This window comes from Prauserella isguenensis (assembly GCF_014191605.1).
Taxonomy (GTDB): domain Bacteria; phylum Actinomycetota; class Actinomycetes; order Mycobacteriales; family Pseudonocardiaceae; genus Prauserella; species Prauserella isguenensis.
Genome location: NZ_JACHWU010000001.1, coordinates 1,781,735 through 1,801,833, shown reverse-complemented (window position 1 = coordinate 1,801,833; position 20,099 = coordinate 1,781,735). Strand labels below are relative to the sequence as shown.

Here is a 20,099-nt window from a genome sequence, read left to right as displayed (position 1 = left end):
CGCCCATGCCGCCCCGCCAGGACGGACGCGGCCGCCGATCGGGACGGGAATCTCTCGCTCCGACCGACCGAACTCCGCCACAGAAACGGTGTGCGCAGCACCACACTTCACAAGAACTGAGGTTGGCCTAACCTAACAGGGGAAATCGACGTCGCCCCTGGAGCGTGCCCGTGGGCAAGAAGCACAAGTCCGGCAAGCACATCAAGGCCAGCACCAAGTTGGCTGTGGCGCTCGCGCAGGAGGACGACCCGAAGTCCGCCGTCCGCGGAATGATCAAGGCGGGTCAGCTGAAGAAGAAGTGCTGCAAGTCGAAGCCGCGGTGCAAGAAGTGCCCGGTCATGGCGTTGCAGACCGCCAAGACGATGCAGTCGAAGGTGTCGAAGGCCGCCTGACCTCGGTTCGTCACGTCGACCTCGACGCCGTCGAGGTCGACGGCTGGCCGTCACCGATTCACCGACGGAGTGCGCGTGTCACTCCGTTGCCTTGGGATGTCCCGTTCCCGCGAAAACGACCCACACGGTGCGACGTTCGGCATCGATCGCGTACCAGACCCGGCCACCGGCGGTGACCTCGTACTGCCAGCGGGGAAGAGATCTTCCGCCGATCTCGACCGTGCCGAGGGACCCTTTCAGTGGCATGTGCCGCCGGGATCGGTCCCCGCCCGGGTTGGTCCGCATCTGCTGCCACGCACGTGTGGTGTTGGCCGGCGCCTGACGCTGCAACTCATCCCAACCCTTGACCGCCGGACCGGTGGCGAACCGCACCTCCCATTCCGAGCCTTCGGGCGGGGGCGGTGACGGATCCGGGCGGGGGCGGCGCGACCCGGTCGCCTCTCTTCGGGCTCACGCCTGCGGCTCGGGGACCGGCCCGAAGTCATCTGCCGGTACGTTCAGCTGCTCCACGAGCTCAGGGTCGGCCCAGACGTTGGCCGTGTTGCGCCATTCGTTGATCACCTGCAGCACCGGGGCCGGGTTCTGATCGATCCCGTCGGCAGACTCGAGCGTCCCGACCAGCTCCACGACGAAAGCCTGGACATCCTCACGGGGCAGGAACCGCACCCACGGGAACGCGGTCGGCACGACCTCCACCAGCAGACTCCGAGCACGCTCGTTGTCCCGCATCATGGCCACGAAGAGGCTCGTCGTGGCGGACATGACCTCGTGCTCTTCACGCTCGCGCTCTTCGGTCTTGAGCACAAGGTCCCCGTCGGCCGCGTCCCGCCGACGAATCCGTACGGCGCGCCCCGGCGCGGCCTCGACCGCATCCGCGACGACATGGCTGCGCCGGGACAGGTCGGAGTAATTCATCTCAGGGAGAACACCAGCCATGAGTTACATATTAGTTCAGAACTCGCGGGGGTGTCGAACAAGGCACCGCCGTAGAGGTCGGCGGCGGCGCGAGGCCGTGTCGTCCCCACCGGGCGGCTCGGAGGCCCGCCCGGCTCACGTGCTCGGCGTCAGCCGGCCAGCAGCTCGTTGATCCGATGCAGCTCGTGGCAGGTGCGGCTCGCGGAGAACTCGATGACCTCGTACGACGCGAGGTGCTGGACCGAAAGCGGATCGGAGGCCAGCATCGCGTCGAGCTTCAGCCGCGACATCGGTCGCGTGATCATCACTTCGCCGCGGTGCAGATCCCTGCGCCCCGAGGCGATCAACCTCTCCTGCTCGTACTGCTTGGTGAGCCACTCGGAATGGTCCGGAAGGGCGTAGTCCACGTCCGACACCGGAGCCGTGTAGGTGACCAGTACTACGTACATACCTCCACGGTAGGCCGATCACGGCCCCGGCGCAGTACATCCGCGCAGCACACGACGGCCTTCGACACTGCGTGTCCTGCACCCGGACCCGCGTGTTCTGCGCCCACCCGTCACCCGGCCACCCCTCGACGGAACGTCGGCGCGTGGCCGCGCTGTCACGCGTGTTCGGCGGCCGGGATCCGGTCAGCGGAGTAGGGCCTCCAGATCCGGCACGAGCACGCGGTCGGCGGGCAGCCAGTCGACGTCCGCCACCTCGTCTGCCGTCACCCAGCGCAACGCCTTGTGCTCCATCGCCCGAGGTTCGGCGCCGCCCCGCGCCACCGCCGCATGGACCCGCAGCACCCGGCCGCCCGGCAACGGGACGTCCGGGCCGATCCGCTCGCCGACGGTGACGTCGACCCCGAGCTCCTCCCGGCACTCGCGGACGAGCGCGGCGCGGTCGGTCTCGCCCGGTTCGACACGGCCGCCCGGCAGCTCCCACAGCCCTGCGACGTCGTCGGGGTAACTGCGCTGGGCGGCGAGCAGCCTGCCTTCGTCGACGATCGCCGCGCCGACGATCACCCGTTCCATGTCGCTCCTCACGGTCTGCGGTCGTGCCTGCGCCAGCTCACCTCGAACCGGGCGCCGCCATCGGGCGATTCGCCGACGACGACGCGTCCCCCGCGCCTGCGCACCGCCTCGGCGACGAGCGCGAGCCCGAGACCGGTGCCGCCGGAACTGCGCGCGCGGTCGTCGGAGGCCCGGTAGAACCGGTCGAACACGCGCCCGCGGTGTTCCGGGTCGATGCCGGGGCCGTCGTCGTCGACGACCACGCGCACCCACGCGCGGGTGGCGAGCACCGACACGACGATGCCGCTCGTCGCGTGCCGGCAGGCGTTGCGGAGCAGATTGTCCAGCACCAGCTCGACCTCCGACGGAGCCGCCAGCGCCCACGCGGACGGCACCAGAGCACTGACCCGCACGCCGGGTTCCTCGGCGCCGACGCGCTCGACCGCCGCACGCACCTCCGTCACCAGCTCGACGGGTTCGGCGGCGGGCACCTCACCCGCGTCGGCCCTGGCGAGGGTCAGCAGGCCGTCGAGGAGCGTGGAGAGCCGTTCGGTCTCGACCAGGATGTCGGCGAGCGTCTCCTGCGCGAGGTCACCGTCTGCGGCCGCGACACCGACCTCGGCCTGGACGCGGATCGACGCCACCGGCGAACGCAGTTCGTGGGCCGCGTCGCCGGTGAACCTCCGGAGTCGCTGCCCGACCTCGTCGTACCGGGCGAGCAGCCCGTTGAACTCGGCCGCCAGCGCCCCGAGTTCGTCGGCCGAGCCCGGTTCCGGCAGCCGCCCTCCGCTCGGCAGCGCCCGTACCGACCGGCGCATCCGGCCGACCGGGCGCAGCGCCGCACCGGTCACGAGCCACGTGACGGCGCCCACCAGCACCGCACCCGCGACGGCGAGCCCGATCAGCAACCGGCCGCCGTCGGCGATCGTCGCCGCAGCACCGGCCAGCGGGGCCTGTGCCACGACGAGGCGCTGTGTGCCGTCCGGTGCGGTGGCCACGGTGCCCGCCCAGCGCATGGGCACCGCATCGCCGGCGCCGTCGGCCGTCACGGCGAGGCCCGCCTTGAGGTCGCCGACGTGGTCGTCACCGAGCGCGGGAGGCGCGCCGCCGTCGACAGGGTCGCCCGCGGTGTCGAGGACCCGCACCCGCAGGCCGTCCGATGTGGACGGCACCGCGCCCGATTCGACGGCACGCGTTCCCGCCGACACGGCCGCCCGTAGGTCCGCGTCGACACCGTCGAGCAGCCACGGACCGACCAGCCGCCCGGCCAGGAGCGCGAGGCCGACCAGGACGGCGGCCGCGACGACGGTGGCCACCGTCGTGATGCGCAGGCGCAGACTCCTCCTGCGCCACCAGCGACGCGGGCCTCCCGGGCGGCGGGGTGCGTTCGTCACGCGCCGGTCACACGTTCCGATTCGGGGTCACCCGCGACGTACCCGTGGCCGCGCACGGTCCGCACGAACGCGGTCGCGCCCACCGCGTCCAGCTTGCGCCGCAGGTACCCCACGTACACCTCGACGACGTTGCGCGTGGCCGCCCGCTGATCTCCCCACACGGCCCGCAGCAGCTCCTCCTTGGTCACGACCGTGCCCGCCCTGCCGGCGAGCGCTTCGAGCAACGCGTACTCGCGGGGGCTGAGCGGCACCGGCTCGTCCCGCCAGTACACCTCGCGGCTCCCCCGGTCGAGCACGAGCGGTCCGATCCGCAACTGTCCGTGGGCACCTTCGGCTGCGGCGCGCCGCAGCGTGGCACGTACCTGTGCGACGAGCACGACGAAGGAGAACGGCTTGACGACATAACCGTCGGCACCGAGGTCCAGCCCGTCGGCCTGGTCGATCTCACCGTCCTTGGCCGAGATCAGCAGCACCGGCGTGGTGACGCCGTCGGCGCGCAGCCGTTCGAGCACGCGGTACCCGGACAGGCCGGGCAGCATGATGTCGAGCAGCACGACGTCGAACGCCCCGGTCCCGGCGAGGTTCAGCGCCGTCGGACCGTCGGCGGCCACGGTCACGTCCATCCCTTCGGCGCCCAGGCCACGGCTCAGCGCCTTGCGCACGCCCACTTCGTCGTCGACGACCAGTACTCGCGGTTCCACATCTGTCAGGATGCCGGTTTCCCGGCCCGAGCGCGGGATCTCTCAGCGGCTTCTCAGCGCGGCCAGCGTTCTCAGCCAGGTCTCAGCGGCGACCCCGAAGACTCGTCGGTGTCAGGAAACGCCGGTACCTGGGAAACTGGCGGCAACTCGGGTGACGAGGAGGACTCGTGAACACGAAGCGGAAAGCGGCGACGGTGGCGGTGGCGGGCACGGCGGTGGGCGCACTCGGTCTGGGACTGCTGTCGATGCCCGCGGGAGCGGAAAGCGCTCCCGAACTCCCCGAGGTCGGAGCGCAGCAGCTCGTCGGCTCGGTACTGAAGGCGCAGCCGCCCGCGATGTCGGGCACGGCGACCGTCGACAACCAGCTCGGACTCCCGGCCATGCCGGGCATGCCCGCGCTCGACGCCCAGTCCGCGCGGGTCTACTACGACGGCGACGGCAGGGGTCGCGTCGCCATGGAGCAGCAGTCGAGCGAGGTGACGTACGTGCTCGGCGAGCGGGAGTTCTGGTCCTACGACTCCGCGGCGGGCACGGCGACGCGGGCCGAGCTTCCTGCCGAGGCCGGCGCGAAGCATCGGAACCCGAAGGCGAACGGTGCCGATCCCGCCAGGGCCGCGACGCAGATCGTCGACAAGTTGAAGGAATCGTCGAACGTGTCGGTCGACGGGACGGCGCGCGTGGCAGGCCGCGCCGCGTACGAGCTGGTGCTCACACCGAAACCGGACGAGCGGACGTTGGTACGCGAGGTACGCGTGGCGGTCGACGCGGAGGAGCGGCTGCCGTTGCGGCTGTCCGTGCTCACGCACGGCACCACCGAGCCCGCGTTCGAGATGGGCTTCTCCGAGATCGAGTTCGGTCCGCAGCCGGACAGGCTGTTCGAGTTCTCCCCGCCGGAGGGCACGAAGGTCACCGAGCCCGAGGGCGACCGGCCGGGCGGACCCCGCGGTGACGCCGAGGGCACGCCGGAACTCGAGGTCACGGGTGACGGCTGGGACACGGTCGTGATCGGACGCGTGCCGCAGGAACTGCGCGACCGCGCCGAGAGCGACGGGGTCGACGTCAACGGCATGCTCGAGCGGTTCGGCAAGCCCGTGCAGGGCGAGTTCGGCTCCGGGCACGTCATCGAGACCCGTATCGGCACCGCGCTGATCACCGACGACGGCCGCCTCGCGGCGGGCGCCGTGCCTCAGCAGGTCCTGCAGCAGGCACTGGAGAACCGGTGACCGCTCAGGCCGAGCCCGCGGTGGCGGGTCCCTCCCGGCAGGAGGGGCCCGCCCTCGCGGCCCGCACCCGAGGACTGCGTAAGACCTACGGCCACACGGTCGCGGTCGACCACGTGGACCTCGACGTCCCCGATGGCGCGGTGCTGGGAATGCTCGGTCCGAACGGTTCGGGAAAGACGACGACGATCCGCATGCTGCTCGGCCTGGTGCAGCCGACCGAGGGCGAGGTGCAGGCGCTCGGTCACGCGATGCCGGACAGGGCGGCCGACGCGCTGCCCGACGTCGGGGCGCTCGTGGAGGGGCCCGGGTTCCACCCGTTCCTGTCGGGACGGGAGAACCTCCTGCGCCTCGCGGCCGCCGAACCACAGCTGACGGCGAAACGGATCCCGGCCGCCGTCGACGACGCGCTCGAACGCGTGGGACTGACCCGCGCGGGCGGCCGCCGCTATCGCGGTTACTCGCTGGGCATGAAGCAGCGGCTCGGACTGGCAGGTGCGCTGCTCGTGCCGCGCAGGCTCGTCGTGCTGGACGAACCCACCAACGGGCTCGACCCGGCGGGAACGCGGGAGATCCGGTCGGTCATCGCCGACCTGCACCACGACGGCGTCACCGTGCTCGTCTCGTCGCATCTGCTCGCTGAGGTCGAGGCGACCTGCACGCACGTGGCGGTATTGAACGAGGGCACGCTCGTCGCACAGGGCGACCTGACCGAACTGCTCGAATCCGAGTCCCCCGGCCTCGAGGTGTCCACACCGGACGCCACTGCGGCGGTGGAGGCCCTGCGTGCCGCCCACCTGACCGCCCGGCCGACGCCGGACGGTGTGCGGGTCGAACTGACCAGGGCCACCGCACCCGACGTGATCGCCACGCTCGTCGGCGCGGGCGTACCGGTGCACGAGGCGCGGCGCAGCCGCACCGGCCTCGAGGACCTGTTCGCCCGGCTGACCCAGGACAGTGAGGAGGCGCCGACATGGACGTCATGACGCCACCGGCTCGGCGCACGGCACCCGTGCCGCGACTGGTACGGGCCGAACTGCGCTGGATCTTCCGCAGGCCGCGCACGCTCGCCGTGCTCGGACTGCTCGCCCTGATCCCGGTGATCATGGGTATCGCACTGGCGCTGTCCGATCCGACGGCACCGTCGGGCGGCGGCCCCGGAGGTGGTCCCGGTGGCGGCCCGGGCGGCGACGGCGGTGGCCTGCTCGCGACGGCCGCGGGCAGCGTTCTCATCCTGCCGATCGCCGCACTGGCGATGACACTGAGCATGCTGCTCCCCCTGGCCGCCGCGATGTCCGGCGCGGACGCGCTCGCGGGCGAGAGCTCCACCGGCACCCTGCGAGGATGGCTACTCGCGCCGGTCGGCCGCGGCAAGCTGCTGCTGGTGAAGGCACTGGGCGTGGCGACGTTCACGCTCGTGGCTGCCACCGTGATCGCGGTGACCGGGATCCTCACCTCACTCGTCATCAACGGGGCCGACACGCTGTACACGCTGTCGGGCACGACGATCTCGCTGCCGGACGCGTTCGGCCGCATCGCACTGGCCGTGGCCTGGGTGACGCTCCAGCTGTGGGCTGTCGGCGCGATCGCGCTCGCCATCTCCGCACTGACCGAACACCCGATGGTCGTACTCGCCTCGGTACTCGGCGGCATCATCGTGTTCACCGTGCTCGGCAGCCTCGACGCACTGTCCTGGCTGCACCCGTTCCTGCTCACCGAGGTGTGGTGGTCGATCGTCGACGTGCTGCGCGACCCGATCCCCACTGCCGACCTGATCGGCGGGGCCTTGAAGGCCGCCTGTTACCTGGCCATCGGCGGGTCTCTCGCGTATGCCCGGCTGGTGTCGAAGGACGGGTGATGCGGGCGCCTCCCGTTTCCGATGTTCTCGGAGGAGGTTGCCGGCGAGGCTTTTCGGTACCGGATTGTCGAACGAGTGGTTCTCGGGGCGCGCGTTCCGTTGACGGAGCGCGCGCCCCGTTCTCCGGGGCGCTTCGCCTTCAGGGGTTTCGCTTTCAGGGGTTTCGCTTTCCGGGGTGTCCGGGTCGGGGAGTTCGTCGCCTCGTGATCCGAACATCAGTTCGACAACTGAGGTGACGCGACTGATTCTGGGGGTATCGCTGACACGGCCGCCTCGTTGCCGGCACGTGCGTCGCACACCGGTGCAGGCCCGCCGGCATGGGCGTTCGTACGATGTGGCCGCCCCTAACCGACGATCGCGACGCCGTCGGGATCGAGCGCCAGACGTACCTCGTCGCCGGGGCGGACGGCCTCGGACATCGTCGCCACGGCCTCCACGGTCGAGACCTCCGGAACAGTCGCCGACACGTCGACCGTCACCCGCGTGTGGTCGCGACGTCGCGCACGCGCCACGACCTCGCCCGGCACACCGTCGGCGGCGACGCGCAACGCGTGCGGCCGGAGGCCGACCGTCACGGCGGCGCCCGTCGACCCAGCGGCACCTGTCGACGAAGCGGCACCTGTCGACGAAGCGGCGCCCGTCGACGACGCAGCCACGGCCGGGCACCACGGGACGTCGGCGGAACCGAACGCGCAGCGCACCCGGTCGTCGATGATCTCGCCGGGCAGCACGGTGGTGACGCCGAGGAAGCGGGCGACGCGTTCGTCGGCGGGTGCGCGCCAGACGTCGACGACGTCGCCGGACTGCCGGACGCTGCCCTCGTCGAGGACGGCCAGGCGGTCGGCCAGCGTGAAGGCCTCCTCCTGGTCGTGGGTGACGAGCAGCGTCGTGGTCTTGGCGCGGCGCAGCACGCCGACGAGGTCGAGGGCCAGCGACTCGCGGAGCTCGGCGTCCAAACCGGACAATGGCTCGTCGAGCAGCAGCAGCCGGGGACGGGGAGCCAGCGCACGCGCGAGCGCCACCCGCTGCGCCTCGCCGCCGGACAGTTCGGTCACCGGTCGTCGCTCGTACCCGGTCAGGCCGACCAGGTCGAGCAGCTCGGCGACGCGGCGCTCGCGGTCGGCGGGCGGCATGCCCTGCATCCGGGGGCCGAACGCGATGTTGCCCGCGACGTCGCGGTGTGGGAACAGTTGGCCGTCCTGGAACACGAGCCCGAAGCCGCGCCGGTGCACGGGAACACCCGTGAGGTCGTCGCCGTCCCAGCGGACCGCGCCGGTGGCCGGTTCGAGACCCGCGATGGCGCGCAGCAACGTCGACTTGCCCGACCCGGACGGCCCGAGCAGGGCCAGCACCTCGCCGTCGGCGATCTCCAGCGATGCGTCCCGCACCGCTGGCGTGCGGTCGTAGGTGACGGTCACGCGGTCCACGGTCAGCATTCAGAACTCCCCGACGTTCGGCGTCCGCAGGCGGTCGATGACGGCGGCCACGGCCGCGGTGACGACCATCAGCAACGTGCAGGCAGCGTAGGCCGCCTGTGTGTTCAGTTCGCCCGGCCTGCTGATCAGCTCGTTGATCGCGACCGGCAGTGTCGGCGCCTCGGGCCGGGCGAGAAAGCTCGTCGCACCGAACTCGCCGAGCGCCACGACGTAGCCGAACGCCGCGGCCGCCGCAAGGGACCGGGCCGCGAGCGGAACATCGACCGTCCACCACACCCGCGCCGGCCGGGCCCCGAGTGTCCCCGCCGCCTGCCGCAGCCGCTCGTCGACCGACCGCAGCACCGGCAGCACCATGCGGATCACCAACGGCACGACGACGAGCGCCTGGGCCAGCGGCACGAGCAGCGGCGACGTGCGTAGGTCCCCGGGCAGCGAGTCGAGGGTGACGAGATAGCCGAAGCCGACGGTCACGGCCGAGACGCCCAGCGGCAGCATCAGGGCCGCGTCGAGCGTCTCGCCCGCCAGGCGTGCCGCGCGCCCGCGGGCACGCCCGGCCGCGACGAGTGCCACGGCGGCGAGCACCCCGACGATCATCGCCAGCATCGTCGCGTCGAACGCCGTCCGGAGCGAGTTCAGCGCGGCCTCCCAGCCGGTGACGCTCAGCGCGCCGTCGCCCGACCCGCCCAGCGCGCGATAGCCGTCCAGCCCCCATCCGTCGCGTGCGGACAGTGAACGGACGACGAGCGCCGCGATCGGCACCACCAGCGCGGCCACCACCGTCAGCGCCGCCGCGACGACCCAGCGTTCCCTGCCCGCGGGCCTCCGAGCCGTCGTCGCGGGAGCGCGCAGCGGTGCGGCGCGCTCCCGGCGGCGCCGCGCCACCCCGCCGACGACCAGCGCGAGGATCACCGCCGCCAGCTGCACCAGCGACAGCGCCGCCGCGCCCGGCAGATCGAGCAGCTGCACGGTGCGCAGGTAGATCTCCGTCTCGAGCGTGCGGTACCGCCCGCCGCCGAGCATCAACACGACGCCGAAGCTCGTCGAGCAGAACAGGAACACGACCGCGGCCGACGAGGCGAGCGCCGGGGCGAGGGCGGGCAACGTCACGGTGCGGAACGCCCGCCACGGCGAAGCGCCCAGCGACCGGGCCGCGTCCTCGGCCCTCCGGTCGAGGTGGGCCCACAATCCGCCCACGGTGCGCGCGACGACGGCGACGTTGAAGAACGCGTTGGCCAGCACGAGTGCCGCCACCCCACCGCCCGGCCACAGCGCCTTGAACGCCAGCCCCACGACGACCGTCGGCAGCACGAAGGGCACCAGCAGGAACGTGCGCACCCACCCGGCAACCCGCAGCCGGACGCGGGCGAGCAGGAATGCCACCGGCATACCCGCGAGCACCGCCACGGCCGTCGACGCCGCCGCCTGCCCGAGGGTGAATGCGGCGAGGTCCCACGTCTGTGCCTGCGCCAGCGCGGCGGCGACGCCCCCGTCGGTGACGCCGAGCCGCAGGATCGCCACGACCGGCCAGGCGAACAACACACCCAGGAACGCGATCGGCAACACCGCGAGCGCGACGACGCCGACCCCGCCGGAACCCGGGCCGGGTCGCGCGCGCCGGCTCAGCCCTCGTGCAGCGTGCGCCACTGCTCGATCCACTGCTCCCGGCCGGCGCTGACCTCGTCGGCGGGCAGCTGCGCCGGGGCGTCCGGCAGCGGGGCGGCCTGCTGCCACGAGTCGGGCAGCTCGATGCCGGACCGCGCCGGGTAGACGTACATGTTCTCGGCCACCGTGCGTTGGAACTCGGGGGAGAGCAGGAAGTCGACGACCTTGCGCGCCTCCTCGGAGCGGTCGGTGCCCGCGAGCACGCCCGCGTACTCGACCTGGCGGTAGCACGTGTCGAGCAGGGCCTTGGTGCGCGGCGTGCCGTCCTCGCCGATCTCCGCGGCGGGCGAGGAGGCGTACGACACGGCGATCGGGCGCGGACCGTCGCCCGACGACCCGGAGAACTGCTGGGTGTAGGCCTCGGTCCAGCCGCTCACGACCTGGACACCGCCCTGCTCGAGTTTGCGCCAGTAGTCCCGCCAGCCGTCTTCACCCTGGTCGGCGATGGTCGCGAGCAGGAAGGCCAGCCCGGGCGACGAAGTCGCGGGACTCGGGGTCACCAGCAGCTCGCTGTACCGCGGACGCGCGAGGTCGGCGAACGTGCGCGGCTCGGGAACATCGTGGGAGGCGAACCACTCGGTGTCGATGTTGACGCACACGTCCCCGACGTCGACCGCCGTGAGCCGGTCGCTGCCGTTCCGCGAACCGCCGTCCGAACCGTCACCGCCGGAGCCGCCCTCTCCGGAGCCGTCGAGGGCGTAGCGTTGCGGCCCCTTCGAGGCGGCGGGCGCCGCGTACGGTGCGAAAACGCCTTCGGCGAGGGTGCGCGACGCGAATGTCGAGTCGACCCCGTAGGCCACGTCGGCCACCGGGTTCGCCTTCGTCAGCACGAGCTTGTTCGCCAACTCCCCCGCATCGCCCTGGTTGAGCACCTTGATGCGGATCCCCGAGCGGGATTCGAAGTCGTCGAGCACGCGCTGCGGGACCGCGAACGAATCGTGCGTGGCCAGCGTGACCGTCGTCGCCTGCGACTCGTCACCGTCACCGCCCCCGACGAGGGTGCATCCGGTCGCGAACAGGCCGGTCACGGCGAGTGCGGTCAGCTGGGTCAAACGGCGCGGCAACATCAGGCTCTCCTCGTCGACACCGTTCGCGGCGCCCGGCCCGTGGTGCAGACGATGCGGAGGGCAGGCGGCTCGACGTGTGAACGGGTCGAGCGGAGCGTGCCTCCCTGCGCCGGCATGACCCGGATCAGGTGCGAACGGTCGTGGGCTCCGTGCCCACCTCTCAGTCCGGCCGGTTCACCGGACTCCCGTGGCGGCGGGCACGCCCACCGTGATCGCCAAGACCGCCCCGCCGGGACCGCTCCCGCCGGAAGTGGTCTCGAACGGTGGACTCGAACCGGCGAAACGGCCGACATGCCCGACTGCGACTGTGCAGCCTACCCCTCCCGGCACCACCATGGACACATGACGGAGCTACTCAGTGACGACCGCATCCAGGCGGCGCTCGAACACCTGCCCGAATGGCACCGCGACGGCGGCGCGATCCTGCGTGAGGCGAAGCTGCCGAGCTTCCCCCGTGCGATCGAGGTGGTGAACCGGGTCGCCGAGCTGGCGGAAAGCGCCGACCATCACCCGGACATCGACATCCGCTGGCGCACGTTACGTTTCTCCCTGAGCACACACAGTGCCGGCGGGCTCACGGAGAAGGACGTGTCACTGGCGACCGAGATCGACGGCGCAGTGGACGCCGTCATGGACGCTTCCTGACCCCGTCTCACCCATGTCCTGTGACGTGCGCGTCAACCGGCAACCTTCGGGTGTCGCGCTGCGTTGCACGGGTAACCGACTGCCGAGGGAGGGAGTGCGCATGAGCCGAATCGCCTTACGTACCAACGATTTCCGTACCGGATCCGCGACCGGGACCGGCAGGCGAGCGCGTCGCGCGATCGGCGCGGCGACGCTGTCGGTGCTCACCGTGCTCGGCTCGCTGCTGGCGGGTGCGATGCCCGCGCTGGCGGATCAGGAGGAGAAGCGACAGGCGGCTGCCGACCTGTGGGACCCCTTCACCCAGGCGGTCGTCGTGGGCGGCACCGCGTTCGTGATGTTCGTCGGGCTGGCCGGCGCCGTGCTGTACTACACGGCCAAGGGTCACCGCAGGCAGACGCAACCGTACTGATCCGGCGAGCTGGGATCCCATGACCGCGCCGACCTTCGTCCGGAAGCCCGTCCTCACGGGCGAGCTCGTGCAGTTGCGTCCGGTGCTGCCCGCGGACGCCCCCGGGCTCGTGGCGCTGCTGCGCGAGGAGGCACTGACGTGGTGTCCCGGCCGCGGCGCCGCCGTTCCCCCGCTCGCTGACCTCGCAGCGGCCCAGCAGTGGTACGAGTCGTGCGGTGACCGCGACGACCGGGTCGATCTGGCGGTCGTGGACCGGGCGACGGAGTCGTTCATCGGCGAGGCGGTGCTCGCCGACCTCGACCGGTACAACGCGTCGTGCCGGCTTCGGCTGGGCCTACTGGGCCCCTACGGCGACGGCCACCGCGACGAGGCCACCCGGCTGCTGCTCGGCCACGCACTCGACGACGCCGAGCTGCACCGGGTGGAGACGCAGGTCGCGGCGTGCCACGTCCGCGCGAGAGAGGCCTACGAGGCGGCCGGCTTCGTCCACGAGGGCACCCGCCGCGAGGCGATCAGCATCGGTGACGGCCGGGCCGACGTGCACGTCCTGGCGGTACTCGCCGACGACCCGGCCGACCGACCCGGTCCGGCGCCCGATCCCGCCGGGGCCTGACCGGAGTCCTCACCCGATCCCGAGTGGCCATGGCGAGCCGGCCGGGTGCGGTCACCGCTCGTCCGACGGCCGCCGGGGCGGTGGCTCGTCCGGCACGCCCTCGATGTAGGCGCCGCCACCGGGGTAGCGCCGCGGTGTCTCGTTCGGGTACTGATCGGCGGCGCCGTCCGGCTTGCGACGCCGTGGGAAGGGCTCCTGGTGGCCCGGGTGATCGGGCGGCAAGTCGGCTCCGTGCCGCTTCTCGCCCGGATGCCGCTCGTATCCGGCGTTTCGGTCCGGATCCGGTATCCAGTCGACACCCGGTCGCGTACCGGGGCGCCGTTCCGGTTCGGGGTTCCTGTCGGGTTCGGGCATGGTTTGCCTCCAGACCCAGCTGCCCTCCTGGTTCGACTGTTCCTGACTCACGTGGTCAGCGGGCCGGTCACGACCGGCTCACCGTCGACGGTAGACGTCGACGATGATGAGCGCCATGAGCACCGAGACCTCGACCACCGACGACGCCACAGGGCCGAGCATCCAGCAGCAGCTGTTCCCGGACATGAAGTGCTTCGGGTGCGGACCCGCCAACCCCGACGGGCTCCGGCTCAGCAGCTACGAGATCGACGGAGTCGTCCGCGCGACGTTCATGCCGTGGCCGCAGCACGACAACGGCGGCGGCTATCTCAACGGCGGGATCATCTCGACGGTGCTCGACTGCCACGGCGCGGCGGCCGTGATGCTCGAAGCCCACCGCCGAGGCTGGAAGCCCGCACCCGGCGAGGACCTCGCCTACGTCACCGCGGGGCTCGACGTGCGGTTCCGCAGGCCGACGCCGCTGGACGAGCCGGTGGAGATCACCGCGGAGCTGACGGCGGTCGACGAACCGGAGATGACCGTCGTCTGCGAGATCGACCACGGCGGCAAGCTCCGCGCCACGGGTTCGGCCGTGTGGAAACGCTGGCGGCCGCGCACCTGACGGTGCCGCCGGGACCCGACACTTCGCCGCGCCACGCACTGGGCCCGTATGCCTGCGGCGCCGTGCCCGGGACGCCCCCGGGCACGGCGCCGGTTCGAGTGCCGGGCGATCGCGACGGGTCAGGCGATCCACTCCCACGTCCGCGGCCCGACGACACCGTCGACGACGAGACCGTTGGCCGCCTGGAACTCCTCGACGGCACCGGCGGTCAGCGGGCCGAACTGGCCGTCCTCGAGCAGCCGCGCGCCGTACTTGTTCAGACCGGCCTGAGCCGCCTCGGCCGCGTCACCGGTGTCGCCGTTCCTCCTCGTGACGACGAGGACGGCGAACGTCTCGGGCCCGGCGACGCCGTCGACCACCAGGCCGTTCGACCGCTGGAAGTCCTCGACCGCGGCGGCCGACACCGACCCGAACACGCCGTCGACCTGCAGGTCCGCGCCGTGGTGGTTGAGCAGGTGCTGCACCGTCGTGGCGGTCTGCGGCGGGGCGGTCCGGTTCGTCGAGACGGTCGTGAACCCGGAGTCGGCGACCGTCCACACGGCGGGCGGCTGCGACGGCACGGCCTGGCCGCGGACGAGCTTCATGAAGTAGTCCCAGTCCCAGCCCGGGCCCGGGTCGGTGTGCGTGGCGCCGGGGGCCTCGGAGTGGGCGATGATGTGGTCACGGTCCGTCGGGATGCCCCAGCGCGAGCACAGGTGCTGCACCAGCTTCGCCGACTCGCGGTACATCTCCGCCGTGTAGAACTGACCGGGCTCCTGGATCCAGCCTTCGTGCTCGATGCCGACCGAGTAGTCGTTGGCGCGGTTGGCGTGCCACGAGATGCGGTTCTCCCGCACCATCTGCGTGATGTGCCCGTCGGAGGACCGGACCACGTAGTGCGCGGCGACACCGTTCTCGCCCGCCATGTGGTTGATCGCGCCGCGGTAGCTGCCCTGCGTGGTGTGGACGACCACGGCGCTGACGCTCGAGCGGGTGCCCCCCAACGCGTTCGAACCGGCGGCGACCCAGTCGTCTGCGCCGGGATACTCCGGCACGGAGGCCGCGGCGGCCTCGGGAAGCCCGCCGCGGACGAGAGCGGGCACACCCACGACGGCGGCCGCGGCGGTACCGCCGGTCACCGCGAGCATGCGCCGACGGGAAAGGCCACGAGGGGAGTTCGGGTTCTGGTCGGTCGACATTCTTCCTCCGGGGGAACGGCAGCGAGGTCTTCACGGCCCGCGCCGCCGGGGAGGGTGACGGCCCGGGCTCGTGGATCGCGAACCTAGGTGCATCGGCCGACCAGACGTCCGGAAAGCCCGAAAGTCCCTACTTTGCTACTACCGACGAAGGATGGGGGCGGGGATGACGCCGGGGCCTCGACTGCCGGCTGCTTCGGCGGCGCCGGAGATGACAGGCGGTGTCGGAGGAGTCAGCGGTGTCGGAGGAGTCAGCGGTGTCGGAGGAGTCGGGCGGTGTCGGAGGAGTCAGGCTCCGAAGACGCGGATGCGGTCGAAATCCTGAGCCTTGAGCGTGCGGAACCACAGCACGTGCGACCACTGCACGGCCCCTCCGGGGTGAGTCCACGAACCCCAGGCCGCAGCGGCCTTGCCGTGTGTCACGGCGGCCTCGACGTGCGCGGCCGTGAGTCCGTCCGGCACGATCCCCGGCAGTGCGGCGGCGACCGCGTCGCGCCCCTCGACGGTGCGCACACCGTCGGCCGCCACGATCTCGAGCACGCAGTCGGGTGCGAGAACCTCGGCCAGCGCCTCGACGTCGCCGAGCGCCACCTGCTCCTCGAACCGTGCCAGGAAGACGTTCTTCGGCGAGTTGCCGCACGCGTCGGTCCCCGTGATCGCCACTGCCATGGTCGCTCCGTTCCCAGGTTTGCCGATTCACGGTAGCCGCAGGCACCGACGATTCACGCCGTGTCCAGCCCCGCGGGCGGCATCGACTCGGTGGCGCTCGTGACCATGCGCAGAGTGAGGCCGGCGTAGAAGTCGCCGAGCTGCTGCGGTGAATCGTCACCGTCGGGCCGGTACCAGCGAACGAGGTCGACCCCCAGCGACAGGATGGCGCGGACGACACGGTGCACGTCGACGTCGGCGAACGTTCCCTCGTCGATTCCCCGCCGTACGGCGTCCTGGAACACGCTGGTCGTGAACCGGCGCAGTTCGAGGATCTCCTCGTGGTGTTGTGGCGAGAGGGCGCCGAGTTCGTACTGGCTGACCCGGCCGACGACGTGGTGCTCGGCGTGCCAGACGACGAACCTTCGGACGAGCTCCCGCAGCCGGGCCTGCGCGTCCGCACCCACCTCGGCGCTGCGCAACGTGTCGAGCGAACGCACGTGCCCAGTGCGGATGATCTCGAAGAGCAGCTGCTCCTTCGACGCGAAGTGGACGTACAGCCCGCCCGGTGAGAGCCCGACGGCGGAGGTGATGTCGCGCGTCGTCGTGGCGTGGAAACCGCTCACGGCGAAGCAGCGCACGCCCGACGTCAGCAGCCGGCGGGACTGCTCACTGCGTTCGAGGCCCCAGAACCGCGCCGACTCGGCATCCGTGCCGGCCGAGCTGTCTGCTGCGCTTCGCGCCATGTCGCCCCCTTCCACCGGGTTGCAGCCACGGACCGACCGCGCCCACCGGACCGATTCCCCACGGGGCTCGTCAGGTCGGAATCCGGCGCAAGCTTGCGGCTATGACGTGGTTCACAGTAGCATCAGGACGGCTGGTAAATGAGCGCTCAGTATCCGGTAACCGTAGGCCTCTCGACACCGACCGTTCGGCAACCGATGTTCGACACCGACCGGTCGGTACCGATTGCTCGGCATCGAGCGCCGATTCACCGGCCGGTATCCGGAGGCAACGACGCCGAGGGAGGCACCGATGGAGGTGTCCTGCGCTTTTCCGACCGCGCTCAGTTCGCCCGACCACATCGCGCTGGCTGAACGGCTCGGCTACGACAGGGCGTGGGTGTACGACACGCCGCAGCAGAGCCCGGACGTCTGGATGACGCTGGCTCTCGCCGCCGAACGCACGGAGCGGATCGGCATCGGCCCGGGCGTGCTCGTACCGAGCCTGCGCCACCCGATGGTCAACGCGTCCGCGACCGCCACGTTGGCGGCCCTCGCACCCGGCAGAGTGACGGTGGCGTTCGGCACGGGCTTCACCGGCCGTCGCGCGATGGGGTACCGGGCCGTTCCCTGGTCGTTCATGGACGCCTACCTCCGCGCGTATCGCGGACTGCTCCGCGGCGAGGTCGTCGAGTGGGAGGGCTCGCGGATGCGGATGCTGCATCCTGACGGGCATGCCCCCGCACGGCCGGTCGACGTTCCGGTCCTGGTGGGGGCGCTCGGCCCGAAGGGCAACAAAGTCGCCACCGAGCTGGGCGACGGGCTGTTCGCGACACTGCAGGTGCCGGAGTTCACGAGCGACTACGCCCACAGCGCCTACCTGGCCTGGGGAACAGTGCTGGACGAGGACGAACGCCCCGACTCGGAACACGCGCGGCTCGCGGGTGGCCCCGGCTGGGCGCTGTCGCTGCACGGCGCCTACGAGTTCGGCGGACCGGACGCGGTGCGGGCCCTGCCGGGCGGCGACGAATGGCTGGACGTGGTGACGGCCTCGCCCGAGACCGAGCGGCACCTGTCCATCCACTCGGGACACTGCGTGGAGCTCAACGCCGCCGACCGGGCGGCATGGGACGCGGGCGGCCACAGCACCCTCCGCGACGTGACGTTGAGCGGTACCCGCGACGAGATCCGGGCGAAACTCGGCGATCTTCACGCGGGCGGTGTCACCGAGATCGTCTTTCAGCCGTGCGGCCCCGCACCGGAGTCCGAATTGGAACGTTTCCTCGACGCCGCCCGCGGGTGACGGCGCCCGCCCGTCGGACATCGTGCCCCACCGGACGACGACACCTCGAACAGCGACCACCCCGGGCCACGGGCCCGCAACCGGAGGAACCATGAACCACGACGTCACGACCGTGCTGAGCGATCTGTCGTTTTTGGAGGGCCCGCGCTGGCACGACGGCCGCGTCTGGGTGTCCGACTTCTACACCCACCGCGTCTACTCCGCGGCCGAGGACGGCAGCGACCTGCGTGTCGAGGCCGAGGTGCCGCAGCAACCGTCCGGCCTCGGCTGGCTGCCGGACGGACGGCTGCTCGTCGTGTCGATGCGCGACGCCCGCCTGCTGCGGCGCGAGCCGAACGGGGAGCTCGTCTGCCACGCCGACCTGTCCGCGTACGTGGGCGGGCACCTCAACGACCTCGTGGTCGACGACCAGGGCCGCGCGTTCGTCGGTGACTTCGGGTTCGACCTCATGGGCGGCGCCCCGGCACGTCCGACGAACCTGCTGCGGGTCGATCCCGACGGCACGGTCACGACGGTGGCCGAGGAGATGCTGTTCCCCAACGGCAGCGTCATCACCGACGACGGCACGTTGCTGGTGTGCGAGACGTTCGGCAATCGCGTCACGGCGTTCGACATCGCGGCCGACGGCAAGCTCACCGGCAGGCGCACGTGGGCGTCGTTCGGCGAACTGCCCACCGAAACGGAGATCGAGAAGGCGCTCCCGCAGGTGGTCGTCGCGGCGGACGGGTGCTGCCTGGACGCCGACGGTTCGTTGTGGGTCGCCGACGCGACCGGGAACCGTGCCATCAGGGTGCGGGAGGGCGGCGAGATCGTCGACGAGATCCACCCGGGCACCGGCGTGTTCGCGTGCATGCTCGGAGGCGCCGACGGTCGCACGCTGTACCTGTGCACCGCCCCTGACTTCCACGAGGACGCGCGCACGTCGGCCCGCGAAGCGGTACTGCGCTCCGTGCGGGTCGACGCCGCTCACGCCGGAACCCCCTGAGTGGAGCACCGTGCCTACGCGCCGGTACCGCCGTGTAGGCACGCCTCCACGACCCACTCGCCTGCGATCACCGACATGGCAGGAGCACGATGTTGCAGGTCAGAACTCCGATCCACCTCTAATTTACAGGTGTAGTCTTGACGGTGGTGGCGGTTCGTACCGCCACCACCGCCGAGACCGCCGACGAGGGAGATCATGGATCTGACCGGCTACCGCATCATCGTCACGGGCGGCGCTAGCGGGATGGGCGCCGCGACCGTACGCAACTACACCGCTGCCGGCGCCCATGTCGTGAGCATGGACGTCAACGAGCAGGCAGGGCGCGAGGTCGCCGCCGCCGCGGCCGAGGCCGGGCCCGGCACCGCCGAGTTCCTGGACGTCGACGTCTCCGACGCCGACAACGTCAACACCGCCTTCGACCGGGCCGCCGGCAAGCTCGGCGGCCTCGACGTGCTCGCCCACCCCGCCGCGATCCAGCGCTCCGGCGACGCCACGAACGTCACCACCGAGGACTGGGACGCGATGTTCGCCGTCAACGTGCGCGGCACGATGCTGACGAACCAGGCCGCCCACCGCCTCATGACGCACGCCGGGCGCGGCTCGATCATCAACTTCGGCTCGATCTCGGGCCTGCGACCCGAGGCCGTCGCGCCCGCGTACTCGGCGTCGAAGGGCGCCGTGCACTCGTGGACCCGCACGGCCGCGGCCGCGTGGGGCGGGGACGGCATTCGGGTCAACGCGATCCTCCCCGCGATCGCCACACCGATGTACGACGCCGCCCTCGCCCGACTCGACGAGGCGGGCCGGACCGCGAACTACTGGCAGAACGAGGCCACGATCGCGCTCGGCCACGCGTACGGCGACCCCGACAAGGACCTCGGCCCCGTCATGGTGTTCCTCGCCTCGGAGTCCTCGCGGTTCATCACGGGACAGCTGTTGCCCGTGGACGGCGGCCAGGCGTCGGTCCGCTGACGCCGTTCGGGTGCGGAGGCGAGCGGGAC

24 protein-coding genes and 1 riboswitch are annotated in these 20,099 nt (G+C 71.6%); of the genes, 11 read left to right on the top strand and 13 right to left on the bottom strand.

Going from position 1 to position 20,099, the window contains the following annotated elements; all coding sequences use genetic code 11:
- The first annotated feature begins 170 nt into the window (after positions 1 to 170).
- Positions 171 to 392, top strand: a complete 222-nt coding sequence (locus tag FHS23_RS08360; protein WP_183651275.1) for a hypothetical protein — start codon at positions 171 to 173, stop codon at positions 390 to 392.
- A gap of 78 nt (positions 393 to 470) precedes the next feature.
- On the opposite strand, the gene FHS23_RS22935 is transcribed toward FHS23_RS08360, so the two are convergent.
- From FHS23_RS22935 to FHS23_RS08330, 6 genes are all read right to left on the bottom strand, one after another.
- On the bottom strand, positions 471 to 764 hold the full coding sequence (locus FHS23_RS22935) for a hypothetical protein (RefSeq protein WP_343053728.1): 294 nt from the start codon (positions 762 to 764) through the stop codon (positions 471 to 473).
- Between the two features lie 78 nt (positions 765 to 842).
- A complete protein-coding gene (locus FHS23_RS08350; protein WP_183650345.1) occupies positions 843 to 1,328 on the bottom strand; it encodes a hypothetical protein in 486 nt (161 codons plus the stop codon).
- A 128-nt stretch (positions 1,329 to 1,456) separates the two neighbouring features.
- Positions 1,457 to 1,756, bottom strand: coding sequence for a YciI family protein (locus FHS23_RS08345; protein WP_183650342.1), 300 nt, complete (start codon positions 1,754 to 1,756; stop codon positions 1,457 to 1,459).
- Positions 1,757 to 1,939: 183 nt separating this feature from the next.
- On the bottom strand, positions 1,940 to 2,326 hold the full coding sequence (locus FHS23_RS08340; protein WP_183650339.1) for a (deoxy)nucleoside triphosphate pyrophosphohydrolase: 387 nt from the start codon (positions 2,324 to 2,326) through the stop codon (positions 1,940 to 1,942).
- A gap of 8 nt (positions 2,327 to 2,334) precedes the next feature.
- Positions 2,335 to 3,699, bottom strand: coding sequence for an ATP-binding protein (locus tag FHS23_RS08335; protein WP_183650336.1), 1,365 nt, complete (start codon positions 3,697 to 3,699; stop codon positions 2,335 to 2,337).
- On the bottom strand, positions 3,696 to 4,400 hold the full coding sequence (locus tag FHS23_RS08330) for a response regulator transcription factor (RefSeq protein ID WP_343053725.1): 705 nt from the start codon (positions 4,398 to 4,400) through the stop codon (positions 3,696 to 3,698). Before FHS23_RS08330 ends, FHS23_RS08335 begins: the two co-directional genes overlap by 4 nt.
- A gap of 167 nt (positions 4,401 to 4,567) precedes the next feature.
- Between FHS23_RS08330 and FHS23_RS08325 the strand changes: the two genes are divergently transcribed.
- From FHS23_RS08325 to FHS23_RS08315, 3 genes are read left to right on the top strand one after another with little or no spacing between them, the layout of a single operon-like run.
- On the top strand, positions 4,568 to 5,623 hold the full coding sequence (locus FHS23_RS08325; RefSeq protein WP_183650332.1) for a sigma-E factor regulatory protein RseB domain-containing protein: 1,056 nt from the start codon (positions 4,568 to 4,570) through the stop codon (positions 5,621 to 5,623).
- A complete protein-coding gene (locus FHS23_RS08320) occupies positions 5,620 to 6,606 on the top strand; it encodes an ATP-binding cassette domain-containing protein (RefSeq protein WP_183650328.1) in 987 nt (328 codons plus the stop codon). Before FHS23_RS08325 ends, FHS23_RS08320 begins: the two co-directional genes overlap by 4 nt.
- Positions 6,594 to 7,478 carry an ABC transporter permease gene (locus FHS23_RS08315; RefSeq protein WP_183650325.1) on the top strand — a complete coding sequence of 295 codons (885 nt, stop codon included), beginning with the start codon at positions 6,594 to 6,596 and terminating at the stop codon, positions 7,476 to 7,478. Before FHS23_RS08320 ends, FHS23_RS08315 begins: the two co-directional genes overlap by 13 nt.
- A gap of 344 nt (positions 7,479 to 7,822) precedes the next feature.
- On the opposite strand, the gene FHS23_RS08310 is transcribed toward FHS23_RS08315, so the two are convergent.
- The 3 genes from FHS23_RS08310 to FHS23_RS08300 are packed head-to-tail and all read right to left on the bottom strand — an operon-like array spanning position 7,823 to position 11,643.
- The gene (locus FHS23_RS08310) at positions 7,823 to 8,914 is read right to left on the bottom strand and encodes an ABC transporter ATP-binding protein (RefSeq protein ID WP_183650322.1); all 1,092 of its coding nucleotides are present in this window, start codon (positions 8,912 to 8,914) and stop codon (positions 7,823 to 7,825) included.
- Complete coding sequence (locus FHS23_RS08305) at positions 8,915 to 10,558, bottom strand: ABC transporter permease subunit (protein ID WP_183650319.1); 1,644 nt, start codon at positions 10,556 to 10,558, stop codon at positions 8,915 to 8,917.
- Positions 10,534 to 11,643 carry a thiamine ABC transporter substrate-binding protein gene (locus FHS23_RS08300; protein ID WP_183650316.1) on the bottom strand — a complete coding sequence of 370 codons (1,110 nt, stop codon included), beginning with the start codon at positions 11,641 to 11,643 and terminating at the stop codon, positions 10,534 to 10,536. The genes FHS23_RS08305 and FHS23_RS08300 overlap by 25 nt, the downstream gene beginning before the upstream one ends.
- 98 nt (positions 11,644 to 11,741) lie before the next feature.
- A riboswitch (TPP riboswitch) is annotated at positions 11,742 to 11,835 on the bottom strand.
- A gap of 150 nt (positions 11,836 to 11,985) precedes the next feature.
- Here FHS23_RS08300 and FHS23_RS08295 point away from each other — a divergent pair.
- The 3 genes from FHS23_RS08295 to FHS23_RS08285 all read left to right on the top strand — a co-directional run bounded on the left by FHS23_RS08295 (position 11,986) and on the right by FHS23_RS08285 (position 13,310).
- On the top strand, positions 11,986 to 12,288 hold the full coding sequence (locus FHS23_RS08295) for a 4a-hydroxytetrahydrobiopterin dehydratase (RefSeq protein WP_183650313.1): 303 nt from the start codon (positions 11,986 to 11,988) through the stop codon (positions 12,286 to 12,288).
- Between the two features lie 100 nt (positions 12,289 to 12,388).
- Positions 12,389 to 12,697 carry a hypothetical protein gene (locus tag FHS23_RS08290; RefSeq protein WP_183651272.1) on the top strand — a complete coding sequence of 103 codons (309 nt, stop codon included), beginning with the start codon at positions 12,389 to 12,391 and terminating at the stop codon, positions 12,695 to 12,697.
- A gap of 19 nt (positions 12,698 to 12,716) precedes the next feature.
- On the top strand, positions 12,717 to 13,310 hold the full coding sequence (locus FHS23_RS08285; RefSeq protein ID WP_183650310.1) for a GNAT family N-acetyltransferase: 594 nt from the start codon (positions 12,717 to 12,719) through the stop codon (positions 13,308 to 13,310).
- 51 nt (positions 13,311 to 13,361) lie between these two features.
- On the opposite strand, the gene FHS23_RS08280 is transcribed toward FHS23_RS08285, so the two are convergent.
- Positions 13,362 to 13,664 carry a hypothetical protein gene (locus FHS23_RS08280; protein ID WP_183650307.1) on the bottom strand — a complete coding sequence of 101 codons (303 nt, stop codon included), beginning with the start codon at positions 13,662 to 13,664 and terminating at the stop codon, positions 13,362 to 13,364.
- Between the two features lie 115 nt (positions 13,665 to 13,779).
- Here FHS23_RS08280 and FHS23_RS08275 point away from each other — a divergent pair, with 115 nt between their 5' ends.
- A complete protein-coding gene (locus FHS23_RS08275) occupies positions 13,780 to 14,265 on the top strand; it encodes a PaaI family thioesterase (RefSeq protein ID WP_183650304.1) in 486 nt (161 codons plus the stop codon).
- 119 nt (positions 14,266 to 14,384) lie between these two features.
- Here the strand turns inward: FHS23_RS08275 and FHS23_RS08270 are convergent, their stop codons facing one another.
- From FHS23_RS08270 to FHS23_RS08260, 3 genes are all read right to left on the bottom strand, one after another.
- Positions 14,385 to 15,443: a peptidoglycan recognition protein family protein gene (locus FHS23_RS08270; protein WP_183650301.1), complete on the bottom strand. Its 1,059-nt coding sequence runs from the start codon at positions 15,441 to 15,443 to the stop codon at positions 14,385 to 14,387.
- 285 nt (positions 15,444 to 15,728) lie between these two features.
- Complete coding sequence (locus tag FHS23_RS08265) at positions 15,729 to 16,109, bottom strand: nuclear transport factor 2 family protein (protein ID WP_183650297.1); 381 nt, start codon at positions 16,107 to 16,109, stop codon at positions 15,729 to 15,731.
- A gap of 53 nt (positions 16,110 to 16,162) precedes the next feature.
- Complete coding sequence (locus FHS23_RS08260) at positions 16,163 to 16,834, bottom strand: TetR/AcrR family transcriptional regulator (protein WP_183650294.1); 672 nt, start codon at positions 16,832 to 16,834, stop codon at positions 16,163 to 16,165.
- A 289-nt stretch (positions 16,835 to 17,123) separates the two neighbouring features.
- On the opposite strand from FHS23_RS08260, the gene FHS23_RS08255 reads away from it, so the two are divergent.
- The 3 genes from FHS23_RS08255 (at position 17,124) to FHS23_RS08245 (ending at position 20,070) form a co-directional block, all read left to right on the top strand.
- The gene (locus FHS23_RS08255) at positions 17,124 to 18,113 is read left to right on the top strand and encodes an LLM class flavin-dependent oxidoreductase (protein ID WP_183650263.1); all 990 of its coding nucleotides are present in this window, start codon (positions 17,124 to 17,126) and stop codon (positions 18,111 to 18,113) included.
- A 91-nt stretch (positions 18,114 to 18,204) separates the two neighbouring features.
- Positions 18,205 to 19,098, top strand: coding sequence for an SMP-30/gluconolactonase/LRE family protein (locus FHS23_RS08250; RefSeq protein WP_183650260.1), 894 nt, complete (start codon positions 18,205 to 18,207; stop codon positions 19,096 to 19,098).
- Positions 19,099 to 19,293: 195 nt separating this feature from the next.
- On the top strand, positions 19,294 to 20,070 hold the full coding sequence (locus FHS23_RS08245) for an SDR family NAD(P)-dependent oxidoreductase (RefSeq protein ID WP_183650257.1): 777 nt from the start codon (positions 19,294 to 19,296) through the stop codon (positions 20,068 to 20,070).
- Positions 20,071 to 20,099: the final 29 nt, after the last annotated feature.